A 24988-nucleotide genomic window follows, 5' to 3' on the forward strand; every position below is an offset into this window, starting at 1 on the left:
TTATGAAGCTTGATCTTACGGCCCGTCAAAAGTTAAAGATCTCCCAAAAGCTGGCTCCCGCACAGCAGCAAAAATTGAAAATTCTGGCTATGGATACCCAGGAGCTTTTACAATTTTTAGAGTCGGAGCAGCTGGAGAACCCGATCCTGGAATTCGATTCTTACTCCGCGGCCGGGCAGGAATATACCTCCCTGGGGGAATGGATGGGATATTCGGCTCCTGCTGATCCGGAAGAATCCGGCATCCGCGAGAGTGGAGAATACTGCCCCGAGATTCCTGCCGAAGAGCATCCCCTGCTTTCGGATCACCTGCTTTCGCAGATCGAGCATCTCCGCGTGCCGCCTGAGCTTTTGATCCGCGTAAAAGCACTTCTTCCCTATATGGACGGTACCACCGGATATTTTCAGGAAAGCCGAGGATATCTTCAGGCGGTCCTCTCCTGCAGCGACGGGGAATTTGAAGAGGCCGCCGGACTCATCCGCAACATGGAGCCGGCAGGTGTCGGCGCCTTTGACCTGGCGGACTGTCTGGCCCTTCAGCTGAAAAGGAAGGGGGAGTACGATGAAACGCTGGGACAGATCCTGTCGGAGCATCTGGAAGATCTGGCCGGAGGAAAGCTGAGCCATATTACACGAACGCTTGGCATTTCCACGGAAAAGGCCCGGAACTACCTTCGAATGATCCGGAATCTGGATCCGAAGCCTGCGAAATGTTTTGGCCGGCAGGCAGTCAGCTATATCATACCGGATCTCAGAGCGGTTAAGGAAGAAGGGCGCTGGGAGATTACCGTGCGCGACGGCGGGCAAAGGAGGATCCATTTAAACCCTACCTATATGCAGATGGCAGGGTCCGCCCGGGAGGAAGCGTTGCAGAATTATTTTAAAGAGAAGATCGGCCGTGCGGAAGCCGTCATACGCGCTGTGGAGCAGCGGGAAGAAACCCTGATCCGCATCGCCGGATTTGCCCTTTCCCGCCAGGAGTGCTTTGCCCTCAGGCACGGGCAGCGGATCCGGCTTACCATGCGGCAGGCCGCAGAGGAGCTTGGACTGCATCCTTCCACTTTCAGCCGGGCAGTCCAGGGAAAATACATTGATCTTCCGACCGGTGTCTGTGCCTTGAGAGAGCTTTTCCCCGGTTCCAATGAAAAGGCGGAGGCCGGGAAAAGGCAGGAGCTGTCCAAAGAGGAGCAGATGATCGCTCTGCTGGAAAGCTTGATCCATGGAGAGAACCGATCCCGCCCGCTTTCCGATATGCAGCTTTCGGATCTTCTCTCGAAGAAGGGCTTTACTGCCGCCAGAAGGACTGTGGCTAAGTACCGGGAAATCGCCGGTATTCCGAGTGCTGCCCGGAGGAAGGGGATAGCATTCCTGAACAGCTCCGGCAAAAACTGAACATTACGGAGGTACCCCAATGAAGGACGTGTGATCACCGCCGGGGCAAATGCTTATGTGGATTTTGCGATTGAGACGGTGAAGGAGCTGGAGCTGTTCGAGGATGAAGCAGATCTGCAGGAGACGATTGCTTTTTGGAAATATCATAAGAGGGCGGAGTAGGATTTTAAAAAGGCTCTACAGATGTTCCCTCATGAGTAATTTGATCAGTAAGCGATACAAAACCTCCTGTAGTGCATCCCACCCCATCCCCTGCTATACTGTTCCTAAATTTTGTTCTGCAATAAAAAGCAGGACTGTCTGAATGGCCCAGGACACCAGACGAGTGTTGTATGATGATGTAGATTCTTTAAACCATTCGTCTATCATTTTTTCAAACATAACAGACACTTCTCTGTGAAATGTCCCTCCTGAGAGCAAATCCTCCATTTTCATCTTCATATCCGCACTGCCCTCGCGGATCAATTTCCCTGCAAGTCCGTTGCTGCTGGTATTTGCCCAATAGTTCGTGACTATGTGTTTATCCAAATAATTTATGATGGACCATAGATTTGTCGATATAAAAAATATCTTCTGTCACTACTTCCTCAAAATTCTGGTGGCCGATTCCAACCGTTTTTGCCATACCCGCACCTCACAATCATTTGCTTTCGGTCCTATTCCTGATCATTCGTCAGATTCAGCTTGTCCAGCATATAAAATGCCAGGCTCAAAAGCATTCCCACGATGCAGGCCAGCACCATACCGGTCAGTTCTACATTTCCCAGCTTCACGGAAATGCCGGACAGGCCCGTGACGAAGATGACTGAGGTCAGCGTCAGGTTTCTGGAACGTCCGTAATCCACCTGGGAATCCACCAGAATCCGGATGCCGGATGCGCCGATCATGCCGTACAGCAGGAAGGAAATGCCGCCGATTACCGGGCCGGGAACGGTCTGGATCAGCATGGACAGTTTTCCCACCACGGAGCAGAGGATGGAGAGCACCGCCGCCCCCGCGATCACCCGCACGCTGTAAACCTTTGTAACCGCCATCACGCCGATATTTTCTCCGTAGGTGGTGGTGGGGACGGAGCCGATCAGGCCGGAGAGCATGGTGGAAAAATTATCTCCGAAAAGGGAGCGGTGAAGTCCCGGGTCTTTTAACAGATCCCGGCCCACGATCTTGCTTGTCACCACCTGGTGGCCGATGTGCTCCGATGTAATCACGAGGATCACGGGAAGGATGGTCAGGATTGCCGCCACGTCAAACTTCGGAAACTGAAAATTAGGCAGCGCGAAAAACGGGGCCTGTGCCACTTCTGTAAAGTCTACGATCCCGCAGGCCAGCGCGGCGATGTATCCTGCAATGACCGAGATCAGGATTGGGATCACCGACAGAAATCCTTTGAAGAGAACATTTCCGAACACAGCCACTCCAAGAGTCACCACAAAGACAATCACATTTTTCATGCTGATGGTTTCATCCAGAAGCCCTGCGTTGCTTGCGGCGCTCCCTGCAAGCTCCAGCCCGATGAGGGCGACAACCGGCCCCATAGCCGCAGGCGGAAGCACAACGTCGATCCAGTCTGAACCGAATTTATAAATGATCAGGGCCACGATGCAGCCGCAGAAGCCTACCGCCACAAAACCGCCCAGCGCGTATTCATACCCCATCTGACTGATGACCAGTCCCGCCGGCGCCAGAAATGCGAAACTGGAACCAAGATATGCCGGCGCCTTTCCTTTTGTAACCACAATAAAAAGAAGCGTCCCCACACCGTTCATAAACAGCACGATGGCCGGGCTGATTCCGAAAATAAAGGGCACAAGCACCGTGGCGCCGAACATGGCGAACATGTGCTGGATACTCAGCGGAATCAGCAGCTTTGCCGGAACCTTCTCTTCAACCTGGATGATGTTTCTTTCTTTCATTTTCTCTCTTCTCCTTTTCATTCTCCTGGTGTACTGATGTTAGCTTCCAAGAGATCACTCATATTTCTTTCTGCCTTTCATGCTTCCAACCGGGGAGGTGGGGTCATCCTGTATCCTGGATATTTTGGATCTGGGAAGCCCGTCTTTTTCATACAGATCAATCTCAATCTGATATGCCTCATCAATGAGAATATAATCGGCTCCGTAAGCCCGGCACTGTTCCAGGATTTCCGCGTTGTCCCGGCATACGTTTTCTATGGTGCATTCCCCGTCATCCATTCGCTTTTCCACAACATTTGCGTATTCCCTGATCTCCTGGAAATGCTTTCTGATATAGCCGCTGCTCATGACCAGGCAAATGTATCTGATATGCTCCAGATATTCCGGCGCGAAATCTTTTTCCCAGCCAAAGGGAATATAACAGCCTTCCACAATCAGATTCTGCTGATTCTCCACCGCCGTTTTTATCATTTCCCGGACAATCGGCCACAGACAGCCGGTCAGCGCCTCATCGCTGCTCGTCGGTGTAAGATCCGTATGTCTGCTTCGGATCAGCCCCATCTTTAAATGGTCGATGGATAAATATGGGAAATGATATTGCTCAAGCAGTCTTTGGGCCAGCGCTGTTTTCCCTGTGTGTGACGCTCCTGCGATTAAAACGATCACTCCTGTCCCTCCGTTCTCAGTTCAGCGGTTCTCCCGGATCACCCTGCATGGATTGCCGTATGCGATGGTGTTGTCCGGAATATCCTTTGTAACTACGCTTCCTGCACCGATCACAACATTGTCCCCAATGGTGACGCCCGGCATGATGATTGCGCCTCCGCCGATCCACACGTTGTCCCCGATGGTCACCGGGGCAGTCTGGGTTTTGCAGAATGCAAAGGAACCGTCTTCTTTCGGCTCTCCAAACCGGTCAATGGCATTTGTTGGATGAAATGCCGTATAGATCTGCACATTGGGGGCAATGAGGGCGTTGTTTCCGATGCGGATCACATTGTCGTCTAAAAAGGTGCAGTTCATATTGACCTCGCAGTGGTTTCCAAAGTAAATATGAATGCCGTAATCCACATAGAACGGGGCGGTAATCCAGAGGTTCTCGCCCTTTCCTCCCAGCAGTTCATCCAGGATTCTTTCCTTTTCCCTGGCATTTGCAGAATCCGTGCTGTTATAGTCTCTTACCAGGTCCTTTGCCTTATGCCATTGGGTCAATAATTCCGCATCCCCGCAGTCATAAAGCTGACCTGCCAGCATTTTTTCTCTTTCAGTCATTGTGTTTCCTCCATTTGTATGCGCTCTCTGAGCAGCCTAACTTTGCCGGGTCAGATCCGACGGCCTTTTGGCATCGTGTTTAAAGCCGTTTCTGCTTACATCATCTTACCATCGTTTTGCCTGAAATACAACCAATGGCACTACATTATATATCTTTTCGTTTTATAGTATTATAATTCACCGCTGCGGATTTTCACGAATGCTGTTTTCCGCTTCGAAAAAAAAGTTTGCCCTTTCCTTCATTATAAAGTATACTAAGGGCGTTACTGTTTACACGGTGTTGTGCACTTGCTGCACGACATCCGCCCTATACAGTGATGGGGCGGGCATCCGGCTCCTCGCCGAAAGGCGACTTTCTAATGAGCCGGATGCCGGTACTGTGAGCGCCCGGTCAGGGTGTGAACAGTATACTAAGGGCGTTACTGTTTACACGGTGTTGTGCGCTTGCTGCACGACATCCGCCCTATACAGTGATGGGGTGGACTATGAATTTTCGTGAGGAGGTGAAAACGCATGCCCATGTATCTCTGCGTTGCAAAAGCTCCATGCAAAGTCTTTTAGGGCAGGACAGCATGGAGCGATGAAAAACTGCTCTGGGACTTTGCAATTATCAAAGATCAAGGAATCTATAAAAAGATAAGGAGCAAAGTCTATGAAAAATCTGATACACACAATTCGGGAAATGAATACTTTTTTACTGCTGTGGATCACCCAGTCCTTTTCCGGCCTGGGCAGCGCCATGACGAGCTATGCGCTGGTGATCTGGTCTTATTCACAGAGAGGGTCGGCTTTGATGACCGCGCTTTTGATGGTCAGCTCGTACGCCCCCTATGTGCTGCTCAGCGTATTTGCCGGGGCGCTCAGCGACAAATGGAACAAAAAACGAACCATGCTGGTATGCGATTCTGTGGCCGCGCTGACCACCGTTGCCATGCTGATTTTACTGCAGAATGATTTGCTGCAGATCTGGCATCTCTATGTGATCAACGGAATCAACGGGCTGATGAATACGGTCCAGCAGCCGGCTTCGGAGGTGGCGACCACAAGGGTGCTGCCGAAAAAATACTACCAGCGGGTGGGAGGTTTGAAGTATTTTTCCAGCTCCCTTAATTCCGTCATGACGCCCATCATTGCCACCGCGGTGCTGGGAATGGCAGGCATGGGCGCGGTAGTTGCCTTTGACCTGTTTACATTTGCCGCCGCATTTGCGGTGCTGGCATTCGGGATTCGGATTCCGGAACATCATGAGCCTGCCGAAGATCGGGAAACGCTGCTGGTTTCCGCAAAAAAAGGGATTGCCTATCTGAAACAGGAACGGGGCATCTTTCACCTGATCCTGTTTCTGGCTTCCATCAACCTGGTGGCTTCCATCTATGACGCGGCATTTCCTGCCATGATGCTTTCCAGAAATGGGGGCAGTGAAAAGGTGCTGGGCCTGGTAAACGCGGTGATCGGCATCACTACATTTTCCGGCAGTCTCCTGGCCGCTTTCCTGAAAACGCCGGGAAGCCGGATTCGGGTGATTTGCAACTGCCTGCTCTTTTCCATGAGCACGGAAAATTTTCTGCTGGCATTCGGCCGGACGCCCCTGGTCTGGTGCCTGGGCGGGTTCCTGGGATGGTTTTTCATCCCTCTGATGAGCACCAACCTGGATGCGGTCATGCGCCTGCATGTCCCCGAGGAGCTGCAGGGGCGGGTGTATTCCGTCCGCAATTCCCTGCAGTTTTTCACCATTCCGGTGGGGTATTTCCTGGGCGGGTTCCTGGTGGACCAGGTCTTCGAACCTGTCATGGCCGTACAGGGGGCCGAAAGCTTTCTGGTGAAGCTCTTCGGAAGCGGAAAAGGCTCCGGCGCGGCGTTTTTGTTCCTGATCCTCGCCTTTGCCGGGATCGGGGTGTGCCTGTATTTCCGGCGGGACCGGCAGATCTGGAAGCTGGAGGAACACATTTCCTATCGATAAAGTTATAGAACAGGGCTGCCATACGGCTTGCTTTAATCGGGAGATTTCAATTCTTTCTATTGGGATATAAAAGAAAATGTGCATTCGCTCCTGATTTTTGATATCATTGATCTCGATTCGGGAGTTTCGGAAGAGTTAAAAAAGGAACTTGAAAGGGACGGGGTAGTCATATATGAAAAAACTCGATAATTTTACAAACTGTCTGGGTGTGCTGAAAAACGCTGATTTTGCGTTCGCGGACGAGAACGAGATTTACAGAACAGGCATCATCGGACAGTTTCACCTCACCTTTGAACTTGCCTGGAAAGCAGTACAGGCGGTTTTAAGGGCGCACGGGGTTGAAAGCGCAGCGTCCAGATCGCCCAGAGAGATTTTGCAGCTCGGCTATAAGCACGGCTTTGTAGACGATTCCGCGGTGTGGCTTCTCATGCTGAGAAAACGTAATACCTCGGCACATATCTACGATGAAGACGAAGTTGACGAAATACTCCTTCTGATCCGCGACAGTTTTATACCCGCGTTGGTTGCCCTGGAAGAAACATTGAGGACGAAACTTGACGAAGCCGGAGGGGCAGCCTTCTAAAGATGAAAAAGAGGCTGCCATAAGGGCGGCACTCATAAGACAGCATTAGAAATGTTTTCGGGAAACGGCGTAGCTTGCGGGCTATGCCGTTTCTCCGTTTTGCAGGTCATTCAGTAAAGACGCAGGGAGTATTCCCACAAGGTCATAGGAAATGTCAATCTGCTGTTCCCTATGCCCCTTTGATTTATCCGGCGTTCTGCATGCGTCAGTTGCCGCCGCTTCGCCGCCAGTTCCTTTTTCGCTTCGGCTTTCTGTTTCGTACCCATAGCCTTGCGGAATTGTTCTTCGTGATTAGCGACACAGGCAATCGTCAATCTCATGTGGGCGAGTACGCCCTGTTCCAAGACAACAGCGCGGATAAAATGAGTAGAGCAAATCTCTTTCCCCTTGAGCCTTGAAGTAGAATTCACTACCTACTACAATAGACAAGGCGATTTTGCCGAAAATTTTAAGAAATATTTTTTTCTACTTCCTACTACGGGGGATTTTCAAAAATGCCAAATATACACCGAAAAAATGTTCCATATTTCTAATTGCGTTATATCAAAGTGTCGATTGACTTTTTAGTATCAAAATGATAATATTTTCATATATCAACGCAGGAGGGTGAAAGATGACAGATAGGCTTATGGAGTGCATTACAAATCCGGTGAAATGTAAATTACTGCTTGAAATACATTCACAGGGGAAAGCAACTGCGAAACAGTTAGCCGATATTTATACCGACATTCCCCAAGCTACCTTATACCGGCATCTCAAAAAAATGTTAAGCGACGGTATTTTACAGGTGGTGGAAGAAACACAGGTGCGCGGTACGGTAGAAAAAACTTATTCGCTGGCCCACAACCTCAGCAGCGATATAGAAACAATCGTCGAGAAAAATTCCGGCGAACTTTATATGCAGTATTTCATGCAATATTTCATTGGGTTTGCAAAACAGTTTCAGGAATATTGCCACTCTCCGAATATCAATATCAAAAAAGACATGACGGGATTTTCTCTTTCCCCACTATATCTTTCTGATGATGAATTGACTTCTCTTATAACAAGTATTTCTCAAATAATCAGCGCAGCAAAAAACAATGCACCCAACTCGGAGCGCAAGCTGCGGACGATAGGCGTAATCGTATCTCCGGCAGAAAATACAGATAAATAAAATGACCGTCCCAAATCAGAGGGACGGTTTCTATTGACTTTATATTATCATTATGATAATTTTATTAAAACAATAAAATAGGAGGTAAAAATATTGAACACGCTATTTGAAATTCTGCCATTACTTGTTCCCGTTCTGCTGATAGACATTGCTCTTGCAGCAGCAGCAGTAAGACACATTCTACGACACCCATGCTATTGCTTTGGAAACAAAACCATGTGGCTTGTAATTGTTGTAGTCCTTTTGCTCTTTGGACCGATTATTTATTTTGTCTTTGGAAAGGGGGAGAACGAATGAACGTCCTCACAATACAAAATTTATCAAAAAGTTACTATTCACAGTTGATTTAAACCAAAGGCTTATCCACTAGAAATTTTGAGTACAAACATAACAAGAAAATTTCTATTTAGAAAGTCGCTAAAACAATGAAAAAAATGTTGTTTTTAGTGATTTTCTTCTTGTATTTCATATCGGTATGTGTTATAATTAACACATACCGATATGAGGAGGAATATTATATGAGCATTGTTTATCAGACGGACAAAAGATCTGGAATTACTTATGCTTATGAATCGAAAGCATACTGGGACAGCGAAAAAAAGCAATCCCGTTCTAAAAGAACATTGATCGGCAGGGTTGACCCGGAAACCGGCGAGATCAGAAAAACAGACGGACGATGCCGAAAAAATAGCCCTTATCAAACCGTACAGCTGACGGAACAGGATGAAATTTTAAACCGGTTAAAAGGCATGAAGATTTCTGAGCTAAAACAGGAAATATTACGCCTGGAAATCGAGAACAGGGAACTCAGGAATAAACTGGAATCCCAGTAATCAAAGGAGCAGCTATCGTGATCTACAGTAACAGCAAACGTGTCAGCCTGGAGCGAATGTCCGCTGAAATCATAAATCTAAAAGACAGGATACAGGATTATCAGGAACGCTGCCATTCCCTCACCAATGCCCTGGCCAGATGTGAAAAATCAAAAGAAAAAATGAAAGCCGCTTATGAGGAAATGCTTTCCGAAAGAGACGCGCTCATCAAGGAACTAACAAATAAGGTGCTGCATCTTGAAGCTGTAGCGGCTCATGACGGCACAAACACGGGAATGTCTACTGCTACTACGCCAATCAACAAGAAAAAAGTGATCCCCAATTCCAGGCGTGGAAGCAGTTTAAAAAAGGGCGGACAGCCGGGCCATGAGAAGCATGGGATGGAAAAATTTGAAGATTCCGATATTACGGAGACCATTTCCCATGAGCTTGACCTGTCTGCTGAAACCTGTGATTTTTGTGGTGGGAAACTCATAGATACAGGGGAGTCCATTTCAAAAGACGAATTCGATGTAGAGATCAAAGTTGTGAAACGCAGGCATGAATACCATATTTACAGTTGCGTGGACTGCGGCGCGACAGTACGCCTGCCGATTGAGAAACGTCTGAAAGAACAAAATCAATATGGAAGCCGTGTACAGGCGTTGGCCCTTTCTATGATGGCTACCGGAAATGTAGCGGTTAATAAGGCGCGTATGCTGGTCAGTGGTATGACGGACGGGCTGATGTGTCCAAGTGAAGGCTTTATCTGCAAGCTGTATAAAAGGGCCTCGGGGAATCTTCAGGCATTTATGTCTGACCTGAAAAGGGTATTGATTACAAGGGCACTCCTTTACTGGGATGACACTGTGGTCATGATACAGACGAAAAGAGCCTGTATGCGTTTTTATGGAGACGAAACGATCTCGTACTATACCGCCCATGAGCATAAGGACCTGGAGGGCATGCTTGATGACCAGATCCTTACAGCGCTCACTCCGGAAACAACGGTCATGCATGACCATAACAGGGTGAACTATAACGAACTTTTTTGTTTTCAGAACATTGAGTGCAACCAGCATCTGGAAAGAGACCTTCAAAAGATAGCGGATGATAATCCGACCCATAAATGGGCAATTGGTATGAAAGGACTGATATCATCGACAATAAAGAAGCGTAAGGATCTGATCTTGAAAGGAATAGAGTCCTTTCCGGACCAGGAGATAAAAAGTTTTAAAACGAAAGTGGAACGTTTTTTGAAGAAAGGGGATAAAGAAAACAAAAAATCCAAAAACAAGTATGCTGTTTCCTTCGAAAGGACCGTTTTGGATCGGATTGAAAAATATCAGGAGAATTATTTCAGATGGGTAGAGGATTTCCGCCTGCCGACAACAGATAATTTAAGCGAGCGAGGGCTGCGCGGAATCAAATCCCATATGAAGATCTCAGGACAATTTGACAGCGAAAAAACCGCAAAGTATTATGCGACAGTGAAGACCTATGTGGAAACGTGCAGAAAGAATCACATAAACGAAATGGAGGCACTTTCAAGATTATGTGCCGGAGCTCCTTACACTGTTGAAGAAATCTTTGCATAAACTGTCAGTTCATAATACCAGCAAACCAAGAGACTATTTCAAATCCCTTGGTCTACTGGTGTTTATAATTTTAAATCGACTGTGAATAGTAACATCAAAAAGTTTTGGAAAGCAGAAAATCATTGACAATCTTAATCTGTCTGTTCCAGAGAGAAGTATCTTTGGCTTCATAGGGAAAAATGGTGCTGGCAAAACAACGACTATGAAGATGGTGTTGGGACTGTTACAGCCCGACAAGGGAGAAATCCATGTCTGCAATGAGCCTGTTTGTTTTGGACAGACAAGGACAAATCAATATATTGGATATTTGCCGGACGTTCCAGAATTTTATAACTATATGACGCCGATACAGTATCTAAAGCTATGCGGAGAAGTCATTGGTCTATCAAAAACCGAAATTTCAAAAAGAAGTGATGAACTCCTTTCCCTTGTCGGTCTAAACGGTGCAGCAAAGCAAATCGGCGGATTTTCTCGCGGTATGAAACAACGATTAGGAATTGCACAGGCGTTGCTCACACAGCCCAAATTACTGATTTGTGATGAACCGACAAGCGCGCTTGACCCCGTAGGAAGAAAAGAGATTTTGGATATTCTTTATAAAATCAGCAAAACGACAACGGTCTTATTTTCCACGCATATTCTTTCTGATGTGGAGCGCATTTGCGACCATGCCGCCTTTTTGAATGAGGGAAAAATCGCTGTTACCGGAACACTTGCAGAAATTAAGGCTTTACATGGACATGACAGCTTGCTTTTAGAATTTTCGGCGGATCAAGATTTACGGCTTTTCAAAAAACAAAAATCCATAGAGCCAATGCTGCTTCATTCCGAAGAAAATAACAGGGAACTTATTTTGCATAGTCGAGATATGGTAAGTGTGCAAAAATTATTGTTTCGCGTACTTGCGGAAACAGGGATTTGTCCCGTAAAAATAGAACTTATGGAGCCGTCCCTTGAAAGTTTGTTTTTGGAGGTAGTGAAATGAGTGGATATATTGCTTTTATAAAAAAAGAATTTACGGAAAATATGAAGAACTATCGTTTCCTTATCCTGTTCGCAGTCTTTCTGATTTTCGGTATTATGAGTGCGTTTCTCGCAAAGTTTACGCCGGAAATATTATCGGCTTTGGCCGCAGATATGGAAATGACCTCTGAACCAGTCGCTTTGGACGCATGGAAACAATTTTACAAGAACATTTCCGGCGTTGGTTTCAGTGCATTTATCATTTTGTTTGGAAGTTGTCTGTCAAATGAATATTCCAAAGGAACCTTAGTTTTAATGGTTACGAAGGGATTATCCCGTAAAGCTGTTATCCTTGCAAAATATACGGCAGCCGCCGCGCTTATGACAATCAGTTATTGGATTGGATATGCTGCGGCATACGGTTATACAGCCCTTTTATGGAATGATAACCACCTTTCAAATGTTGCTTTCGCGGCAGTTTCCCTTTGGATCGTCGGCTTTCTGTACTTGAGTATTTTAATGATTGGGTGCGTGATATTCAGACAGACTTTCACAAGCATACTCTTTACAGGCGGCATTGTCGCCATAATATCCCTGCTCGGAATGATAGAACCGATTGCGAAATTCAATCCGTTCATTTTAACTTCAAAAAATATAGATTTGATTTCCGGCGAAGCTGTTCCGTCAGAATTTATGATACCTGCTGTTATTTCCATTGCCTTATCCATTTTGGGGGTGCTGACTGCCATTCGCCTTTTCAATAAAAAACAGCTTTAATTGTCGACGACTGTTTTTGTCGCGCAAGGGAAAGAAGTTGTCGTTACAAGTAAACGGTCAGCCGACGCATTAGCGAATCTGTCAGAACAAAGGCGTACTGTTCTGCTAATGGTATTTTCTTCCTCGGTTACAGCGAAAGAAAATACCATTAGCCATCTTTTTTCTTTTTTTAATGGATAAATTTCAGTGGGCACTCACCCCCTTTCTTCCCTTCTGTAAGATAATTCCTGCAAATCCGCTTACTTCAGTAATCGTTCAGTTTAGTTTCCTACCAGTTGATTTTGTCTCCCAAAGTATCTATCCGCTCTATTGTATAGACCCTTGTTCGTTTGATACAATAACAGTACTTAAGGAGGTACCAACCATGTTCCAATTACATTTATCAGAAAACCTCATCCGCCTGCGCCGGGATCGGAAGATCACCCAGGAAGAGCTTGCGGATTTTATCGGCGTAACCAAGGCGGCGGTCTCCAAGTGGGAAAACGCCCAGACCACACCGGACATCCTGCTGCTGCCCCGGCTGGCCTCATTTTTTGATGTGACCATCGACCGGCTGCTGGGCTATGAAGCGCAGCTCTCCCGGGAACAGATCCGGCGCTGCTATATGGAGCTCTGTCAGGATTTTGCGAACCTTCCCTTCTCGGAGGTTTGGGAAAAGGTGCGCTCCACGGCCCATCGCTACTACTCCTGTTATCCGCTTTTGCTGCAGCTCTGTGTCCTGTACCTGAACCATTTTATGCTGGCGGAAAGCAAAGAGGACAGCCGGGAGATGCTAAAAGATGCCCTGCGGCTCTGCGGCCGGATTCTGGAAGGATGCCGGGATACGGGAATCTGCGCCGATGCCGCGGTCGTCAAGGCCATGCTCCATCTGCAGCTGGGCGTCCCCTCAGAAGCCATCGAACTTCTGGAGCCAACGGCGGACGTAAACCATCTCTCACTTCAGAGCAGCGCAGGAGCCTTGCTGATCCAGGCGCACCTGATGTCCGGCAATACAGAAAAAGCCAGGGATTACGCCCAGGTCAGACATTATCTCCATCTGCTGGATCTGGTCAGCGATGCAATCCAGCTTCTGCTCACAAATGCAGAAGACTTCAAACGGTGCAGGGAGACCATGAGGCGCGCACAGGGAATCATAGACCTCTGTCAACTGGAACATCTGCACCCGAACCTGGCGTCCCAGTACTACTACCAGGCCGCCGTCACCTATGCGGGAAACGGGGATCCAGCGCACGCCCTGGAAATGCTCCAAAGGTTCGAACATTGCGTCAATTCCCTTTTGAGCCAGGAGCGCATCGCGCTTCACGGGGATGACTATTTTGACCGGCTGGAACAATGGATGGAACAGCTTCCCCTGGGCGATGGAGCGCCCCGCAACAAAGCCTTTGTCAGACAAAATGCCGCAGGGTCGCTGTCCCACCCTGCTTTTTCAAAACTGAAAGAAACGCCGGAATTTCGCAGTCTGTATAAACGCCTGTCGGAAGACTAGAGCTGCATTCATCCATTTGGAACGGCAGACAGAATTGCCGTCTGACTTTTGCGGAAGCGGGTCAGTCTGCGGACTGACGTTTGTCCATCTGAACCATATATTTATCCATCTGAATTATATTTTTTTGAAAGGAGTCATTCAAAATGCCTGATCTTATCTACGAAATACTGCCATTTATCATCCCATTGGCCATTGCAGAATTTGCGCTGCTGGCCTATACCATTTACCATATCCTGACCCACCCCACCTATAAGCGTGGAAGCCGCGCCCTGTGGCTGACGGTTGCCGTGATCGGGATGCAGTTTATCGGCCCGGTCCTGTATTTTCTGCTGGGAAAGGAGGACGGCTGACATGGATATGCTGACCCTTTCCCATGTAAAAAAACGTTTTGGGGAAAAGGAGGTCCTGCAGGATGTCAGCTTTTCCGTCCCGGAAAATACGGTATTCGGCTTCGTGGGGCAAAACGGCGCAGGCAAGACCACGGCCATGAAGCTGATCCTCGGGCTTCTCTCCTGCGACGAAGGCAGGATCACGGTCAACGGCTCGGCCGTTCGTTACGGCAATACACACACAAACCGGTTTATCGGCTATCTGCCGGATGTACCTGAATTTTACTCCTACATGACGCCGGCGGAATACCTGGCCTTCTGCGGTGAAATCACAGGCATACCGAAACCAGAAACAAAAAAGCGGGCTGCCGAGCTGCTTGCCCTTGTGGGACTGGAGCAGGAACGCCGCCGGATCAAAGGTTTTTCCCGGGGAATGAAGCAGCGGCTCGGCGTCGCCCAGGCTCTGATGAACCGCCCCAGGCTGCTGATCTGCGATGAGCCGACCTCCGCCCTGGACCCTGCCGGGCGGAAGGAACTGCTGGATATCCTGGTGGCGGTAAAAAAAGAGACGACCGTGCTTTTTTCCACCCATATCCTGTCGGATGTGGAGCATATCTGCGATGAGCTGGCATTTCTTCATGAGGGCCGGATCGCGCTTAAAGGAACACTGGAAGAGGTGCGGAAGATTCGCAGAACCGCTGCGGTGGAACTGGAAATGGAGCACGCCCGGGATGCCGGACTGCTGCTCCGGGAATGTCCGTTTCTCCAAAGGCTGGGACACAATGTCCTGCTGCTTCGCGAGCCTGAGCATCTGCCGGAGGTTCTCGGCCGGATCGCAGAGAAACGGCTTTCCGTCCTGCGGGTGGAACGGATGGAGCCTGCACTGGAGGATTTATTTATGGAGGTGGTCGGAAAATGAGGGCATTTTTGAAAAAAGAATGGATGGAGCTGGTTCGTACCGGACGGCTGCTGCTCCTGCTTTTGATATTTATTTTATTCGGGATCATGAATCCGGCCATCGCCAAGCTGACGCCCTGGATGATGGAGATTATGGTGGAACAGCTTGCCGAATCCGGTCTCGCCCTCACCGCCGTCACCGTGGACGCCATGACCTCCTGGACCCAGTTTTACAAAAATATCCCCATGGCGCTGGGAGTGTTTGTCCTGCTGCACAGCGGAATATTTACGACGGAATATCAGAAGGGGACGTTAATCCCGGTGGTCACAAAAGGACTCTCCCGCCCCAGGATCGCGGCGGCAAAGACGATCCTGCTGCTGGGAACCTGGACCGTCCTGTTTTTTCTCTGTTACGGGATCACTTACGGATACAATGCGGTTTTCTGGGATAACGGCATTGCCCGGTTTCCTCTGCTGGGCGCTGTGTGCTGCTGGCTGTTCGGCGTGTGGGTGCTTGCCTGGATGCTGCTCTTTTCCATAGCCGCAGATACCAGCACCCAGGTGCTCCTTGGAACCGGCGGGGTGGTTCTCGGCATATATGTGCTGAGCCTCTTTCCCAAGCTTGGAAACGTTCTCCCGGTGAAGCTGCTGGACGGGATGAGCCTGCTGTCCGGAAACGCCTTCCCCAAAGATTATTATGCAAGTATGGGGATTGCCTGCGCGATGGCGGCTGTCTGTCTGCTGCTGGCCGCCTCCTGCTTTAACCGGAAAAATCTGTGAGCACCCACAAGTGTGAACAGAGAGCTGTTTTTCGCCTCTTTTGGGGGATTCTACCGCTGGTCGATTGCCTTTTTTCCGAAAAATGATTAAAATAAAGCCAGATCAATCCAAGAAAGCAGGTGTCGTCATGTTTGAAATTGATAAACCGGCCTTTGGGGAATTTCTGGCCAAGCAGCGGAAGGCCAAAGGCTACACACAGAAAAATCTGGCTGAAAAAATATTTGTGTCGGATAAAGCGGTAAGCAAATGGGAACGGGGGCTGAGCATGCCCGATATCTCCCTGCTCATCCCTTTGTCCGAGATCCTGGACATTTCAGTAACCGAGCTGCTGGAAGGCCGGAAGCTCGACCATGCTTCCGAAATGGATGCGGATCAGGTGGAAATACTGGTCAAAAAAGCACTTTCTTTTTCCGAGGACAGTCCCGAACGGAAAAAAGAACGCCTGAAACGTCATGCGTTCTTTTTCGGCTGCTGTACGGCGGCTGCCGTATTGGAGATATTTCTGATCTTCCTCGGCCTGTCCGTCAGCGCGGCAGACCCTGTTTCCCTGTGTATGCCCCTCCTATTGTTTGAGATCCTCAGCCTGAGCCTGGGAGTCTATGCGTGGTTTTTTATAAAAGAACGGCTGCCCGCATACTATGATGAGCATGAGATCTATACCTATCACGACCGCGGGTTTACCCTGACGTTATTCCGGACAGGCTTAAACAACAGCAACTGGCCGTATGTTGTAAAATCCCTGCGGATCTGGTCGGCAGCCACCATAGTCTTTATGCCCCTGCCCTCTGTACTGCCCCTTCTCCTGTTTCGAAATTCAATGTGGTTTCTGGTCTGGCAGGTTCTGCTGCTGATCCTGTATCTGGCGGGGCTGTTTCTGCCCATGCATCTGGCAGCCAGAAGGTACATGTCACCCACCGGCCAATCACCATGCTGATTGGTCGGGAGGATACACATAAAATCTAGTTAGATTCGTATTGGACGCTCTTTGCTGTAAAAGCGAAATTAAGCATTTACCGGGATGTGATATTGCTCCAGTAATGCTCTCATACGGGCAAGTTCTGCGGTGAGCGTCTCATTATCAGCAGTGAGAGCTTCATTGTCTGCAGTGAGAGCTTCTTTGTCTGCGAGCAATATCTCATTATCCGCAATCAATGCCTCTTTATTCGCATTCAAACTGTCAATCTCCGCGTACAGACGTTTTTGAAGGACGCTGGGCAGTTCAATCATTGGTTTCGTCATACGATCCACCTCTCTTTCAAAATCGGCATGCTTCTCAAATATGTTTTCTGCGGCACGGCGGAACAGGTTCACATAATCGTCATATTCCTGCTCTGTCAAATATCCCTGTTCCACTTCATCTTTTAGTATTATCATAACCTTGTCAACAAAGGCTGTCAATTCATTTTTTGTCAAAGGAGACTTCCTTTTCGGATTCAACCGGGGACGCAGCCGGAGCAGAACGTAGGGTAGAAAAAGGTTCAGGTGCTTTTCCTGGATCTCCTCCAGGGAATAGGACTGGATTCTGACAGTAGGGATCTGGTAAATATGCTCGCTCCCGTCCTGAAAAATGATGCGGCAGCGCAGAACATCCGGAATGCGGCTATTCTTCTCCGGATAAATGACGGCAGAGCGGGGAAAGCTGTTCCGGCATGGCATCCACGATGGCTTTGAGAATTTCATCCCACAGTATCGAGCTGCCAGGTTTGTTTTTTGCAGACATAGGCTGTAAGTCCTTTCTTTTGTAAACTATAAACCAATGGGTTTCAATTGCTGTGAAATACGGCGAGATGCCAGAATTGCCGGACAGCCGGAATGGCGTCCGATAGGTTTTCACATGACAAGTATAACAGACAGGGCAGAGAAAGTAAATAAGCAAAATCAATGCAAATTGACTTTTCCCGGATTCTGTGTTATTTTAGTCATGACATCTTGACCTGACTTTAGGTTAAGATATTATGCACAGCGGACTATTCCGCTTATTTTCACAATACTCAGGAGGAATGATCATGTATACAATAGGCCAGGTTTCTGAAATGTTCCATCTGCCGGTTTCCACACTACGGTACTATGACAAGGAAGGGCTCTTTCCGGAATTGAAACGGGTCTCGGGGATTCGGAAATTCAGTGAGAACGAGTTGGAAAAGCTGCGGCTGATCGAATGCCTGAAAAAATCAGGCCTGGAGATCAAGGATATTAAGCGGTTTATGGAATGGTGTTCACAGGGGAGCTCCACCTACCGGCTGAGATATGAATTTTTTCTCCGTCAGAAGGAACTGATGGAGCACAAAATGGAACAGATGCAGAAAACGCTGGATATGATCTGCTACAAGTGCTGGTATTACGAACAGGCGTCGGCAGACGGCAATGAGGACCGCATCCAGGAGATGCTGCCCGACCGCCTTCCGGAATCTATACAGAAACTCTTTGATCATGCACATGAAGATTGAAGGACGGCCGGACGTTTTTAAGGTCTGGCAGGTCATCCTGAAATCCCCTCCTCCGTAGGACAGACCGGATACACAGGGGCACAGGCGTCCCCTTTACCCCCATGTATCGACATAATTTCCCAGATTCTCATCCGCCGGGAGATCGGAAGGGCCTTTTGCCGCAGGATCTCCCGGATCGGAGGCTTTGTTCTCTTCTTTTTGTTCCAGCTTCCGCTTCTGTTCCTCCAGCCTTTTGATCTGCTCCTCCAGTTTTTGGATTCTTTTTTCCTTTTCCTCAGGAGGGATCTGATCATCTCCCTTTACCTGCTTCAACTGCTGCTTCAGCTTTTGGATCTTCGACTCAATGAACCGCAGGTCTGCAGAGGGAACCTGATTTTGAGTCCCGTTTGAGGCACCTATACCAGAAATCATCATATCCGTTTTCCTCCATTTCTCATTTCGAGCGGTCTCGGAAACTCCCTTGCACCCATCTTTGCGGCTGGGTTTCCGAGAGTACTCATTTCTCCGAGAGCAAGAAAATCCCTCGGGTTATAAGTACAGTATATCCCCCGCCTGCAGATTTTCAAGTGTTTCGCCATGAACTGTCATCTGAATGTACTGAAATGCTGCTCATTCCCTTGCAGGGTCTGTTCCCCCTTTTCATGGGCTGGATACTGTTACTGGAGCACCCAAACGTTGTGAACAGTAATGGATGCGTTACAGGCCGCATTTTTAATTGCAAAACGGGATTGAGAATCCGTACCATGTGATTTATAATATCAATTAAGAATACAGGGACATCCCTACGGAGAATAACATGATACATATAGCGATATGCGATGATGAGCGGGACTTTTTGACGCACTTAACAGCATTGTTGAAGAGATATGCTCTGGAATCAGGAGAAGAGATCAAGATCAGTACCTACAGCAGCGGCCTGGATTTAGTGGAAGCATACGATGCTACGGTCGATTTGATTTTCCTGGATATTAAAATGAATGATCTGAATGGTTTGAAAACAGCAGAGAGGATACGGCAGAGAGATGAACACGTAGCTCTTATTTTTTTGACTACCCTGTCCGGCTGCAGCCTGGAAGGGTATAAATATCAGGCCGTCAATTATATTATAAAACCGATTCATTATGTTCGGCTGAAAGAAGAGATGGATCAGTGGATCAAGAAGCACAGGCAAAACACAGAACCTTTTATCATTGTCTCGAATGACACCGGAAAGTACAAGGTCTTTTTAAAAGGCTTGAAATTTATCGAAACCTTCAATCGGAATCTTCTGCTGCATACCGAACACGGACATGTGATCTGTTACCGGAAAATGAAGGAGATGGAAGCCGCATTGGGGCAGCAAGGCTTTGTACGCTGCCATTCCGGGTATCTGGTAAATCTGTTCTACGTAAAGCGGATTGAAAAACTGGAGATTATTTTGCTTACGGATGAAAAAATTCCGATCAGCCAGTTAAAGAGAAAGGCATTCATGAAACAACTGGCTGATTATTGGGGGAATCAGTTATTATGACGGAGACACTCTTTTATGTATGCCTGGATACGCTGGCTACATCGGAAGAAATTTTTATGCTCTATTTATGTACTGCTGCTTTCTGCAGAAGATGTGAAAAGAAAGCGCTTGAAGTCCTGCCTTATATAGTCATGGTAATTCTCACATGTGTCTTGACCTGGATCGTACCTCTCGGAACGCTGAAAGTGATCCTGACTGCCGCCGTTTTTTTCATTTTACAGCGATTGATCCTGAAGGAAGCATGGTATAAGCTGATCGGGTTATATTCGCTGTATCTCATACTTTTAGTTCTGAATGATGTGATCAGTTTGATCCTGACAGCGACGGCATTCGGACATACCAGCAGGATTTACGGAGATATCGTTGTAAATATCTGGCCCTACTATCTTATAAAATTAGGGATGCTTTTCGGTATTATTTTCTGCCTGTACAAGATTTTTCAAGATTATGCTTATGAAATGCAGTCAAAGGACGCGGCGGTTTTGTTTCTATATTCTATCTTCACTTATGCTGTGACGTATATCAGTATTGGGCGGGGATTTTTTTCAGGCAATGTGAACTGGTTTGATTCGACCATTGCCACCTGCTGCGCGCTTTTCGGATGCCTGCTTCTGCTGATGTTCCTGTATCTGAAAAACAGCAGCTATTTGAAACACCAGAGAGAGACGGCGCAGCAGAAAGTGCGGGAGTTGGAAGCCATACACGCATATTATGAGCAAAAACTCAAAGATGAAGAACGGGTCAGGGCAATTTACCATGATTTTAAAAACCACCTTTTGATTCTTCAGGGCGAAAAAAAGGGCAGCGAACCTTTGCAGGAGATGACGGAGTATCTGCAAAAGCAGATTTCAGATTTCGAGAATTATCAGCGTACAGGCAATCCGTTTCTCGACACCATCATAAGTGACAAAGCAAAAAAAGCAAACGAACAGGGGATTGATTTCAGCGCGGTGATTCAGTTTGAAAGCGGAAGCTTTCTCGCGCCCTTAGATATCAGTACCATTTTCGGAAATGCCATCGATAATGCGTTGGAAGCCAGCATGACACTGCCCCAGGACCAGCGCCTGATTACCATCAAAGCCGGCCGTATTCATGATATGCTGGTCATTGTTTTTAAAAATCATGTGCTTCCGGAAAAAAATCAGGGAACAGATACCGGAAAAAAAGATTTGTTCCTGCATGGATTTGGTTTGAAAAATATCCGGCAGGCAGTTGAAGCCTATGACGGGCAAATGACTGTTTCGCAGGATCAGAGCGCATTTATCCTGAAAATCGTGATTCCCATTCCATAAACAGAGGGAACGATACGCCGGGGAAATTTGAGCGTACCGCAGTAAAGCAAAGGCTTTTCCTGCGGTACGCTGCGTTTTATCCCGCCGTTTTTCATTGATTACGCAGCGTGAATGATTGAATAGGCAATCTCTGTTGAAGGGGCGCCCTCCCTTTATGTATACTTTCGTCAAGTAAACAATACATGGAGAGCGGGGTTGCAAAATGAGTCAAATAAAAACAAAACATTTATGGGGATCTGGACCGATTCCAGTCCTGGCAAAACGGTTGTCCGCGCATCATAAAGGCCGGAATTTTGTGTCTGTGCTTGCAATAGTACTGACCACACTGATGTTTACCGCCCTGTTTGTGCTGTCCCGGAGTATGAGCCGGAATCTGGAGGAAATGGCGTTTCGACGGACCGGATATGATTCCCAGGTTTCCTTCAAATCTGTTACGGACAAACAGATGGATTTGCTGAAAAGCCATCCGAATACAAAGGACGCGGGGGAAAGCATTCTTTTGGGTATAGCGGAAAACCCGGCGCTGGCGGGACGGCAGACCGAAATCCGCTGGGCCGACGACAGCTATGCAGAGCATTCTTTCGCAAAGCCCAGCGCAGGTACGATGCCTAAGGCCGCTGACGAGATCGCACTGGACACCTTCATCTTAGACCGTCTGGGGATTCCCCACGAAACCGGGCAGACCGTCACCCTGGAATGGCGGAAAGATCTGACGGATGACAAGGTCGTTTCCTCCAGCTTCAGATTATGCGGATACTGGGAAGGAAACCAATCCCTCTATGCAAGTATGGCATGGGTCAGCAAAGCATTTGCCGATGAAATGATTTCCGGCGCAGAACTCCCTGCATCCGGCCAGCTTTTTGGAATGCATATGGCGCAGCTCAACTTGTATCGCGAAAACAATATTGAAGAAGACGTAAAAACGATTCTTTCCGATACAGGGCTGCAGGATTTAAAATACAATGTGAATCTTGCGTATTCACCTGAAATGAAAGCGACGGCCCTGCAGGAAAATGTTCCGATGTATTTCGGTATGGCCCTGATTTTTCTCGCGGGATATCTGATTATATATAATATCTTTCAAATATCTGTCGCATCAGACATCCGTTTCTACGGGAAATTGAAAACCCTGGGAACCGATAAAAAGCAGTTGAAAGCGCTCATTTACAGCCAGGCAAACCGGCTGTGCCTGATCGGAATCCCTATTGGACTGACGCTGGGGTATCTGCTGGGAATGGTTTTGGTCCCTGTTCTGATCGGGAGTGAAAACCATCCGGCAGCGGTGTCCGCTGATCCGGTTATCTTTATCGGTTCCGCGGTATTTGCATGGATCACCGTTTTTCTCTCATGTCTGCGTCCGGCACGCCTTGCGGGAAAAATTTCACCGATGGAGGCTTTAAGGTACAATGATTCGGGCAGCGCGATGAGGAAAAAAGAAAAGATGCGCAGAAAAGGAGCTTCTTTGTATCGTATGGCATGGGCGAATCTGGGGCGCAATAAAAAGAGGACCGTCACGGTCATCTGCTCTCTGACGCTGGGGCTCGTCCTGTTAAGCTGTTTCTACGTGAAAAACACATCCTTTGATATGGAAAAATACCTGTCGGAATTGACAATTTCAGACTTTGAGCTTTCGGACGCCTCAGACGAAGATTATATCCGGGGCTACAACCCGAAGGGAGATACTTTAAGCGAGAACTTCGTTTCAAAAATGGAATCGCTGGAAGGAATCGAAAAAACAGGCCGCTTGTACACCCACCAGCTCACCTGGAAAATGGATGAAGGGACGGCAGAAAATCTCCGCCGATTTACTCAGTCGGATGTATTTCAAATCGCCGAACGCTATACGCCGGATGTTGCCCAGGCGATGAAGGAAGCCGTCAAAAGCCGGAAAACAGACGTGGTGATGTACGGCATCAGCGGGATTCCCCTGGAAACGATTGTCCAGGATGGGTTTATTTATGCGGGAACTTACCATGCAGAAGCATTTGAGACCGGCAGGTATGTCCTTGCAGTCTGCCCTGCAGCAGAACGGGAAATCTTTGAAGACGGGACTCCTTTTCCTACGGCATCCGTCGGAGACACAATTACAATAGAAGGGAAAGCCTATACGGTCATGGCGGTCGTCTATCCCATCGAACCCATTGAGGAAGGCGCATTAGAAACAGGGGCAGGTACAGGCTTTGAACTGGGATTTATTCTGCCCGAGGACACGTTCCGGGAACTGTGGCCGGACAATACGCTGCGGAAGTTATTTATAGACGCTGCCGATGAACAGATCGCTTCTGTCCAGAACGTGCTGGATGAATCTGCCGCTGATCCAAACCGCCCCCTGCCCTTTATCTCCAGGCAGACCATTGCAGAGCAGTTTGAGAAAGAAACGCGTTCCTCAGCAGTCATGGGGAACGCTGTCACAGCGGTAACCGGGCTGGTCGGCATCCTCAATTTTATAAACAGCATGGTTACGGCCATCGTAAGCCGCAAAAAAGAATTTGCCATGATGCAGAGCATCGGAATGACCCGGCGGCAGCTCCGCATGATGTTGATTTTTGAAGGACTCCATTATGTCGGATTGACGCTGGCCCTCTCTTATATCATCAGTGCCGCCGCGTTGGAAGCCGTTGTGAAACCCATGATCGAAGGAGGGTATACGACGTTTCGTTTCACATTGACGCCCCTTGCAGCCTGTACGCCGGTTCTGCTTATATTCGCAGTGCTGATCCCGTATGTATGTTTTCGAAATATAGAGCGCAAAAGCATTGTGGAACGGCTGCATGAGGCAGAGTTATAAAAAGAAACCAGGGGCACGCCTCCTCTGTACGGGCAGACAAATGCCGCCCCCTCTGCCCTGCCCCTACACTTCGTTCCACACCGCAAACCCAATGATCAGTATCCCGCCTATGACCTGCAGTCCTGTGATCCCCTCCCCCAGCACCAAGACGGAGATCACGACCGCCACCGCGGGGTCGATGTAGCTCAGGATGGCGGCCTCCTGCCCCCGCAGCTCTTTCAGGGCGGAAAAGTACAGGCAGTAGGTCACCCCTGTATGGAACAAGCCCACGATCAGCAGGCTGCCCCACCCCGCGCCGGAAAGCTCTGCCAGATGGAAGCCGCCGGTGCAGGCCACATAGGGAATGAGCACGGCAATGGCCGCCAGAAACTGCAGAAATGTACGCTGGATTCCGGAAACGCCCTTGATCAGCTTATTCAGCAGAATGACCGCTGCGTAAAATACCGCCGCCCCCAATCCCAGCAGGATACCGACCAGGTCTTTTCCCCCGCCGGTCAAGTTACGGATGCCGATGATCAGCACCACCCCTGCCGTTGACATGACGAAGCACAAGACCTGTTTTTTTGTCAGATTTTCATGAAAAAATACCGGGCAGAGCATGGTCACGATGACCGGAGCCGCGTAGTAGCTCAGTGTTGCCGCGGAGACGGTTGTGTATCTGTAGGCTTCAAACAGCAGAATCCAGTTCAGCCCCATCGCCGCGCCTGAAAGCAGCAGGACGGCCAGTTCTTTTTTCAGCAGTGAAACCTGGATCCTTGTTTTGCCGGCCAGAAAATATACAAGGATCAGAAGCGCCGCCAGAACCGCCCGGTACAGCGCCAGCTCCCCGGAGGGCAGCGGGATTCCCCGTACAAATACGGCAAGCGTACCGAATACGGTCATGGAAACGACCAGCTCCATGCGGGCTTTTCCTGTTTTGTTTTCTGTTTCTTTCATCCTTTGTGTCCTCCCGGCTACTTTTTTCTTCTTTCTATTTTAACTGTAACAGGGCTGAAAACAAGTACTTTTTTGATTTTTTGTTACTATTTACAGCC

At 48.3% G+C, this 24988-nt stretch carries 27 protein-coding genes; 19 read left to right on the forward strand and 8 right to left on the reverse strand.

Annotation, left to right across the window (positions count from 1 at the left end):
* Positions 1 to 2: 2 nt before the first annotated feature.
* Both rpoN and EBB54_RS31600 read left to right on the forward strand, forming a co-directional pair.
* On the forward strand, positions 3 to 1391 hold the full coding sequence (rpoN, locus tag EBB54_RS14855; RefSeq protein WP_125128001.1) for an RNA polymerase factor sigma-54: 1389 nt from the start codon (positions 3 to 5) through the stop codon (positions 1389 to 1391).
* A 30-nt stretch (positions 1392 to 1421) separates the two neighbouring features.
* Positions 1422 to 1553, forward strand: coding sequence for a hypothetical protein (locus tag EBB54_RS31600; RefSeq protein WP_279229968.1), 132 nt, complete (start codon positions 1422 to 1424; stop codon positions 1551 to 1553).
* 93 nt (positions 1554 to 1646) lie between these two features.
* Here the strand turns inward: EBB54_RS31600 and EBB54_RS30555 are convergent, their stop codons facing one another.
* From EBB54_RS30555 to EBB54_RS14875, 4 genes are all read right to left on the reverse strand, one after another.
* Positions 1647 to 1832, reverse strand: coding sequence for a hypothetical protein (locus EBB54_RS30555; RefSeq protein WP_170178095.1), 186 nt, complete (start codon positions 1830 to 1832; stop codon positions 1647 to 1649).
* A 215-nt stretch (positions 1833 to 2047) separates the two neighbouring features.
* Entirely contained in the window at positions 2048 to 3304 is a 1257-nt protein-coding gene (gene uraA, locus EBB54_RS14865; protein ID WP_004072593.1) for a uracil permease, read from the reverse strand.
* A 54-nt stretch (positions 3305 to 3358) separates the two neighbouring features.
* Positions 3359 to 3970 carry a P-loop NTPase family protein gene (locus EBB54_RS14870; protein ID WP_004072596.1) on the reverse strand — a complete coding sequence of 204 codons (612 nt, stop codon included), beginning with the start codon at positions 3968 to 3970 and terminating at the stop codon, positions 3359 to 3361.
* Positions 3971 to 3991: 21 nt separating this feature from the next.
* Positions 3992 to 4576 (reverse strand): sugar O-acetyltransferase, encoded by a 585-nt coding sequence (locus tag EBB54_RS14875; protein WP_004072597.1) that lies wholly within the window; start codon positions 4574 to 4576, stop codon positions 3992 to 3994.
* A gap of 652 nt (positions 4577 to 5228) precedes the next feature.
* Here EBB54_RS14875 and EBB54_RS14880 point away from each other — a divergent pair.
* Positions 5229 to 6536: an MFS transporter gene (locus EBB54_RS14880; protein ID WP_125128002.1), complete on the forward strand. Its 1308-nt coding sequence runs from the start codon at positions 5229 to 5231 to the stop codon at positions 6534 to 6536.
* Positions 6537 to 6708: 172 nt separating this feature from the next.
* Positions 6709 to 7119 (forward strand): HI0074 family nucleotidyltransferase substrate-binding subunit, encoded by a 411-nt coding sequence (locus tag EBB54_RS14890; RefSeq protein WP_125128003.1) that lies wholly within the window; start codon positions 6709 to 6711, stop codon positions 7117 to 7119.
* Positions 7120 to 7229: 110 nt separating this feature from the next.
* Here EBB54_RS14890 and EBB54_RS14895 read toward each other — a convergent pair whose 3' ends face one another.
* Entirely contained in the window at positions 7230 to 7439 is a 210-nt protein-coding gene (locus EBB54_RS14895) for a hypothetical protein (RefSeq protein ID WP_243127678.1), read from the reverse strand.
* Between the two features lie 293 nt (positions 7440 to 7732).
* On the opposite strand from EBB54_RS14895, the gene EBB54_RS14900 reads away from it, so the two are divergent.
* The 11 genes from EBB54_RS14900 (at position 7733) to EBB54_RS14955 (ending at position 16851) form a co-directional block, all read left to right on the forward strand.
* Positions 7733 to 8275 (forward strand): helix-turn-helix domain-containing protein, encoded by a 543-nt coding sequence (locus EBB54_RS14900; RefSeq protein ID WP_125128004.1) that lies wholly within the window; start codon positions 7733 to 7735, stop codon positions 8273 to 8275.
* Between the two features lie 93 nt (positions 8276 to 8368).
* Complete coding sequence (locus EBB54_RS14905) at positions 8369 to 8572, forward strand: PLDc N-terminal domain-containing protein (protein WP_125128005.1); 204 nt, start codon at positions 8369 to 8371, stop codon at positions 8570 to 8572.
* A 221-nt stretch (positions 8573 to 8793) separates the two neighbouring features.
* On the forward strand, positions 8794 to 9108 hold the full coding sequence (locus tag EBB54_RS30785) for a hypothetical protein (RefSeq protein ID WP_004083136.1): 315 nt from the start codon (positions 8794 to 8796) through the stop codon (positions 9106 to 9108).
* A gap of 17 nt (positions 9109 to 9125) precedes the next feature.
* Entirely contained in the window at positions 9126 to 10685 is a 1560-nt protein-coding gene (locus EBB54_RS14915) for an IS66 family transposase (RefSeq protein ID WP_125126762.1), read from the forward strand.
* A gap of 85 nt (positions 10686 to 10770) precedes the next feature.
* A complete protein-coding gene (locus tag EBB54_RS14920; RefSeq protein WP_125128006.1) occupies positions 10771 to 11670 on the forward strand; it encodes an ABC transporter ATP-binding protein in 900 nt (299 codons plus the stop codon).
* On the forward strand, positions 11667 to 12425 hold the full coding sequence (locus EBB54_RS14925; RefSeq protein WP_125128007.1) for an ABC transporter permease: 759 nt from the start codon (positions 11667 to 11669) through the stop codon (positions 12423 to 12425). Before EBB54_RS14920 ends, EBB54_RS14925 begins: the two co-directional genes overlap by 4 nt.
* Positions 12426 to 12789: 364 nt before the next feature.
* Complete coding sequence (locus EBB54_RS14935) at positions 12790 to 13911, forward strand: helix-turn-helix transcriptional regulator (protein WP_125128008.1); 1122 nt, start codon at positions 12790 to 12792, stop codon at positions 13909 to 13911.
* A gap of 143 nt (positions 13912 to 14054) precedes the next feature.
* A complete protein-coding gene (locus tag EBB54_RS14940; RefSeq protein ID WP_125128009.1) occupies positions 14055 to 14261 on the forward strand; it encodes a PLDc N-terminal domain-containing protein in 207 nt (68 codons plus the stop codon).
* A 1-nt stretch (position 14262) separates the two neighbouring features.
* Positions 14263 to 15159, forward strand: a complete 897-nt coding sequence (locus tag EBB54_RS14945; RefSeq protein WP_125128010.1) for an ABC transporter ATP-binding protein — start codon at positions 14263 to 14265, stop codon at positions 15157 to 15159.
* On the forward strand, positions 15156 to 15917 hold the full coding sequence (locus EBB54_RS14950) for an ABC transporter permease (protein WP_125128011.1): 762 nt from the start codon (positions 15156 to 15158) through the stop codon (positions 15915 to 15917). Before EBB54_RS14945 ends, EBB54_RS14950 begins: the two co-directional genes overlap by 4 nt.
* A gap of 127 nt (positions 15918 to 16044) precedes the next feature.
* On the forward strand, positions 16045 to 16851 hold the full coding sequence (locus tag EBB54_RS14955) for a helix-turn-helix domain-containing protein (protein WP_162307152.1): 807 nt from the start codon (positions 16045 to 16047) through the stop codon (positions 16849 to 16851).
* 68 nt (positions 16852 to 16919) lie between these two features.
* Here the strand turns inward: EBB54_RS14955 and EBB54_RS14960 are convergent, their stop codons facing one another.
* Positions 16920 to 17597: a hypothetical protein gene (locus tag EBB54_RS14960; RefSeq protein WP_243127679.1), complete on the reverse strand. Its 678-nt coding sequence runs from the start codon at positions 17595 to 17597 to the stop codon at positions 16920 to 16922.
* Positions 17598 to 17923: 326 nt separating this feature from the next.
* Here EBB54_RS14960 and EBB54_RS14965 point away from each other — a divergent pair, with 326 nt between their 5' ends.
* Positions 17924 to 18364, forward strand: a complete 441-nt coding sequence (locus EBB54_RS14965; RefSeq protein WP_125128013.1) for a MerR family transcriptional regulator — start codon at positions 17924 to 17926, stop codon at positions 18362 to 18364.
* A 93-nt stretch (positions 18365 to 18457) separates the two neighbouring features.
* Here EBB54_RS14965 and EBB54_RS14970 read toward each other — a convergent pair whose 3' ends face one another.
* Positions 18458 to 18778, reverse strand: a complete 321-nt coding sequence (locus EBB54_RS14970; RefSeq protein ID WP_125128014.1) for a FlxA-like family protein — start codon at positions 18776 to 18778, stop codon at positions 18458 to 18460.
* Between the two features lie 382 nt (positions 18779 to 19160).
* Between EBB54_RS14970 and EBB54_RS14975 the strand changes: the two genes are divergently transcribed.
* The 3 genes from EBB54_RS14975 (at position 19161) to EBB54_RS14985 (ending at position 23954) form a co-directional block, all read left to right on the forward strand.
* On the forward strand, positions 19161 to 19874 hold the full coding sequence (locus EBB54_RS14975; RefSeq protein WP_004072640.1) for a LytR/AlgR family response regulator transcription factor: 714 nt from the start codon (positions 19161 to 19163) through the stop codon (positions 19872 to 19874).
* A 131-nt stretch (positions 19875 to 20005) separates the two neighbouring features.
* Positions 20006 to 21166: an ATP-binding protein gene (locus EBB54_RS14980; protein ID WP_162307153.1), complete on the forward strand. Its 1161-nt coding sequence runs from the start codon at positions 20006 to 20008 to the stop codon at positions 21164 to 21166.
* A gap of 301 nt (positions 21167 to 21467) precedes the next feature.
* On the forward strand, positions 21468 to 23954 hold the full coding sequence (locus EBB54_RS14985; RefSeq protein WP_243127680.1) for an ABC transporter permease: 2487 nt from the start codon (positions 21468 to 21470) through the stop codon (positions 23952 to 23954).
* Between the two features lie 63 nt (positions 23955 to 24017).
* Here the strand turns inward: EBB54_RS14985 and EBB54_RS14990 are convergent, their stop codons facing one another.
* Positions 24018 to 24890 (reverse strand): DMT family transporter, encoded by an 873-nt coding sequence (locus EBB54_RS14990; RefSeq protein WP_125128017.1) that lies wholly within the window; start codon positions 24888 to 24890, stop codon positions 24018 to 24020.
* Positions 24891 to 24988: the final 98 nt, after the last annotated feature.

It is taken from the genome of Schaedlerella arabinosiphila (genome assembly GCF_003885045.1).
Lineage (GTDB): Bacteria > Bacillota > Clostridia > Lachnospirales > Lachnospiraceae > Schaedlerella > Schaedlerella arabinosiphila.

Bases quoted from the DNA above. Each gene is read 5' to 3' on its own strand.
- EBB54_RS14895 (WP_243127678.1), bottom strand. From the start codon at position 7,439: ATGAGATTGACGATTGCCTGTGTCGCTAATCACGAAGAACAATTCCGC.
- EBB54_RS14945 (WP_125128010.1), top strand. From the start codon at position 14,263: ATGGATATGCTGACCCTTTCCCATGTAAAAAAACGTTTTGGGGAAAAG.
- EBB54_RS14940 (WP_125128009.1), top strand. From the start codon at position 14,055: ATGCCTGATCTTATCTACGAAATACTGCCATTTATCATCCCATTGGCC.
- EBB54_RS14970 (WP_125128014.1), bottom strand. From the start codon at position 18,778: ATGATGATTTCTGGTATAGGTGCCTCAAACGGGACTCAAAATCAGGTT.
- EBB54_RS14960 (WP_243127679.1), bottom strand. From the start codon at position 17,597: ATGAAATTCTCAAAGCCATCGTGGATGCCATGCCGGAACAGCTTTCCC.
- EBB54_RS14950 (WP_125128011.1), top strand. From the start codon at position 15,156: ATGAGGGCATTTTTGAAAAAAGAATGGATGGAGCTGGTTCGTACCGGA.
- EBB54_RS30555 (WP_170178095.1), bottom strand. From the start codon at position 1,832: ATGAAGATGAAAATGGAGGATTTGCTCTCAGGAGGGACATTTCACAGA.
- uraA (WP_004072593.1), bottom strand. From the start codon at position 3,304: ATGAAAGAAAGAAACATCATCCAGGTTGAAGAGAAGGTTCCGGCAAAG.
- EBB54_RS14990 (WP_125128017.1), bottom strand. From the start codon at position 24,890: ATGAAAGAAACAGAAAACAAAACAGGAAAAGCCCGCATGGAGCTGGTC.
- rpoN (WP_125128001.1), top strand. From the start codon at position 3: ATGAAGCTTGATCTTACGGCCCGTCAAAAGTTAAAGATCTCCCAAAAG.
- EBB54_RS14935 (WP_125128008.1), top strand. From the start codon at position 12,790: ATGTTCCAATTACATTTATCAGAAAACCTCATCCGCCTGCGCCGGGAT.
- EBB54_RS14890 (WP_125128003.1), top strand. From the start codon at position 6,709: ATGAAAAAACTCGATAATTTTACAAACTGTCTGGGTGTGCTGAAAAAC.
- EBB54_RS14980 (WP_162307153.1), top strand. From the start codon at position 20,006: ATGGTAATTCTCACATGTGTCTTGACCTGGATCGTACCTCTCGGAACG.
- EBB54_RS14965 (WP_125128013.1), top strand. From the start codon at position 17,924: ATGTATACAATAGGCCAGGTTTCTGAAATGTTCCATCTGCCGGTTTCC.
- EBB54_RS30785 (WP_004083136.1), top strand. From the start codon at position 8,794: ATGAGCATTGTTTATCAGACGGACAAAAGATCTGGAATTACTTATGCT.
- EBB54_RS14925 (WP_125128007.1), top strand. From the start codon at position 11,667: ATGAGTGGATATATTGCTTTTATAAAAAAAGAATTTACGGAAAATATG.
- EBB54_RS14875 (WP_004072597.1), bottom strand. From the start codon at position 4,576: ATGACTGAAAGAGAAAAAATGCTGGCAGGTCAGCTTTATGACTGCGGG.
- EBB54_RS14975 (WP_004072640.1), top strand. From the start codon at position 19,161: ATGATACATATAGCGATATGCGATGATGAGCGGGACTTTTTGACGCAC.
- EBB54_RS14900 (WP_125128004.1), top strand. From the start codon at position 7,733: ATGACAGATAGGCTTATGGAGTGCATTACAAATCCGGTGAAATGTAAA.
- EBB54_RS14955 (WP_162307152.1), top strand. From the start codon at position 16,045: ATGTTTGAAATTGATAAACCGGCCTTTGGGGAATTTCTGGCCAAGCAG.
- EBB54_RS14880 (WP_125128002.1), top strand. From the start codon at position 5,229: ATGAAAAATCTGATACACACAATTCGGGAAATGAATACTTTTTTACTG.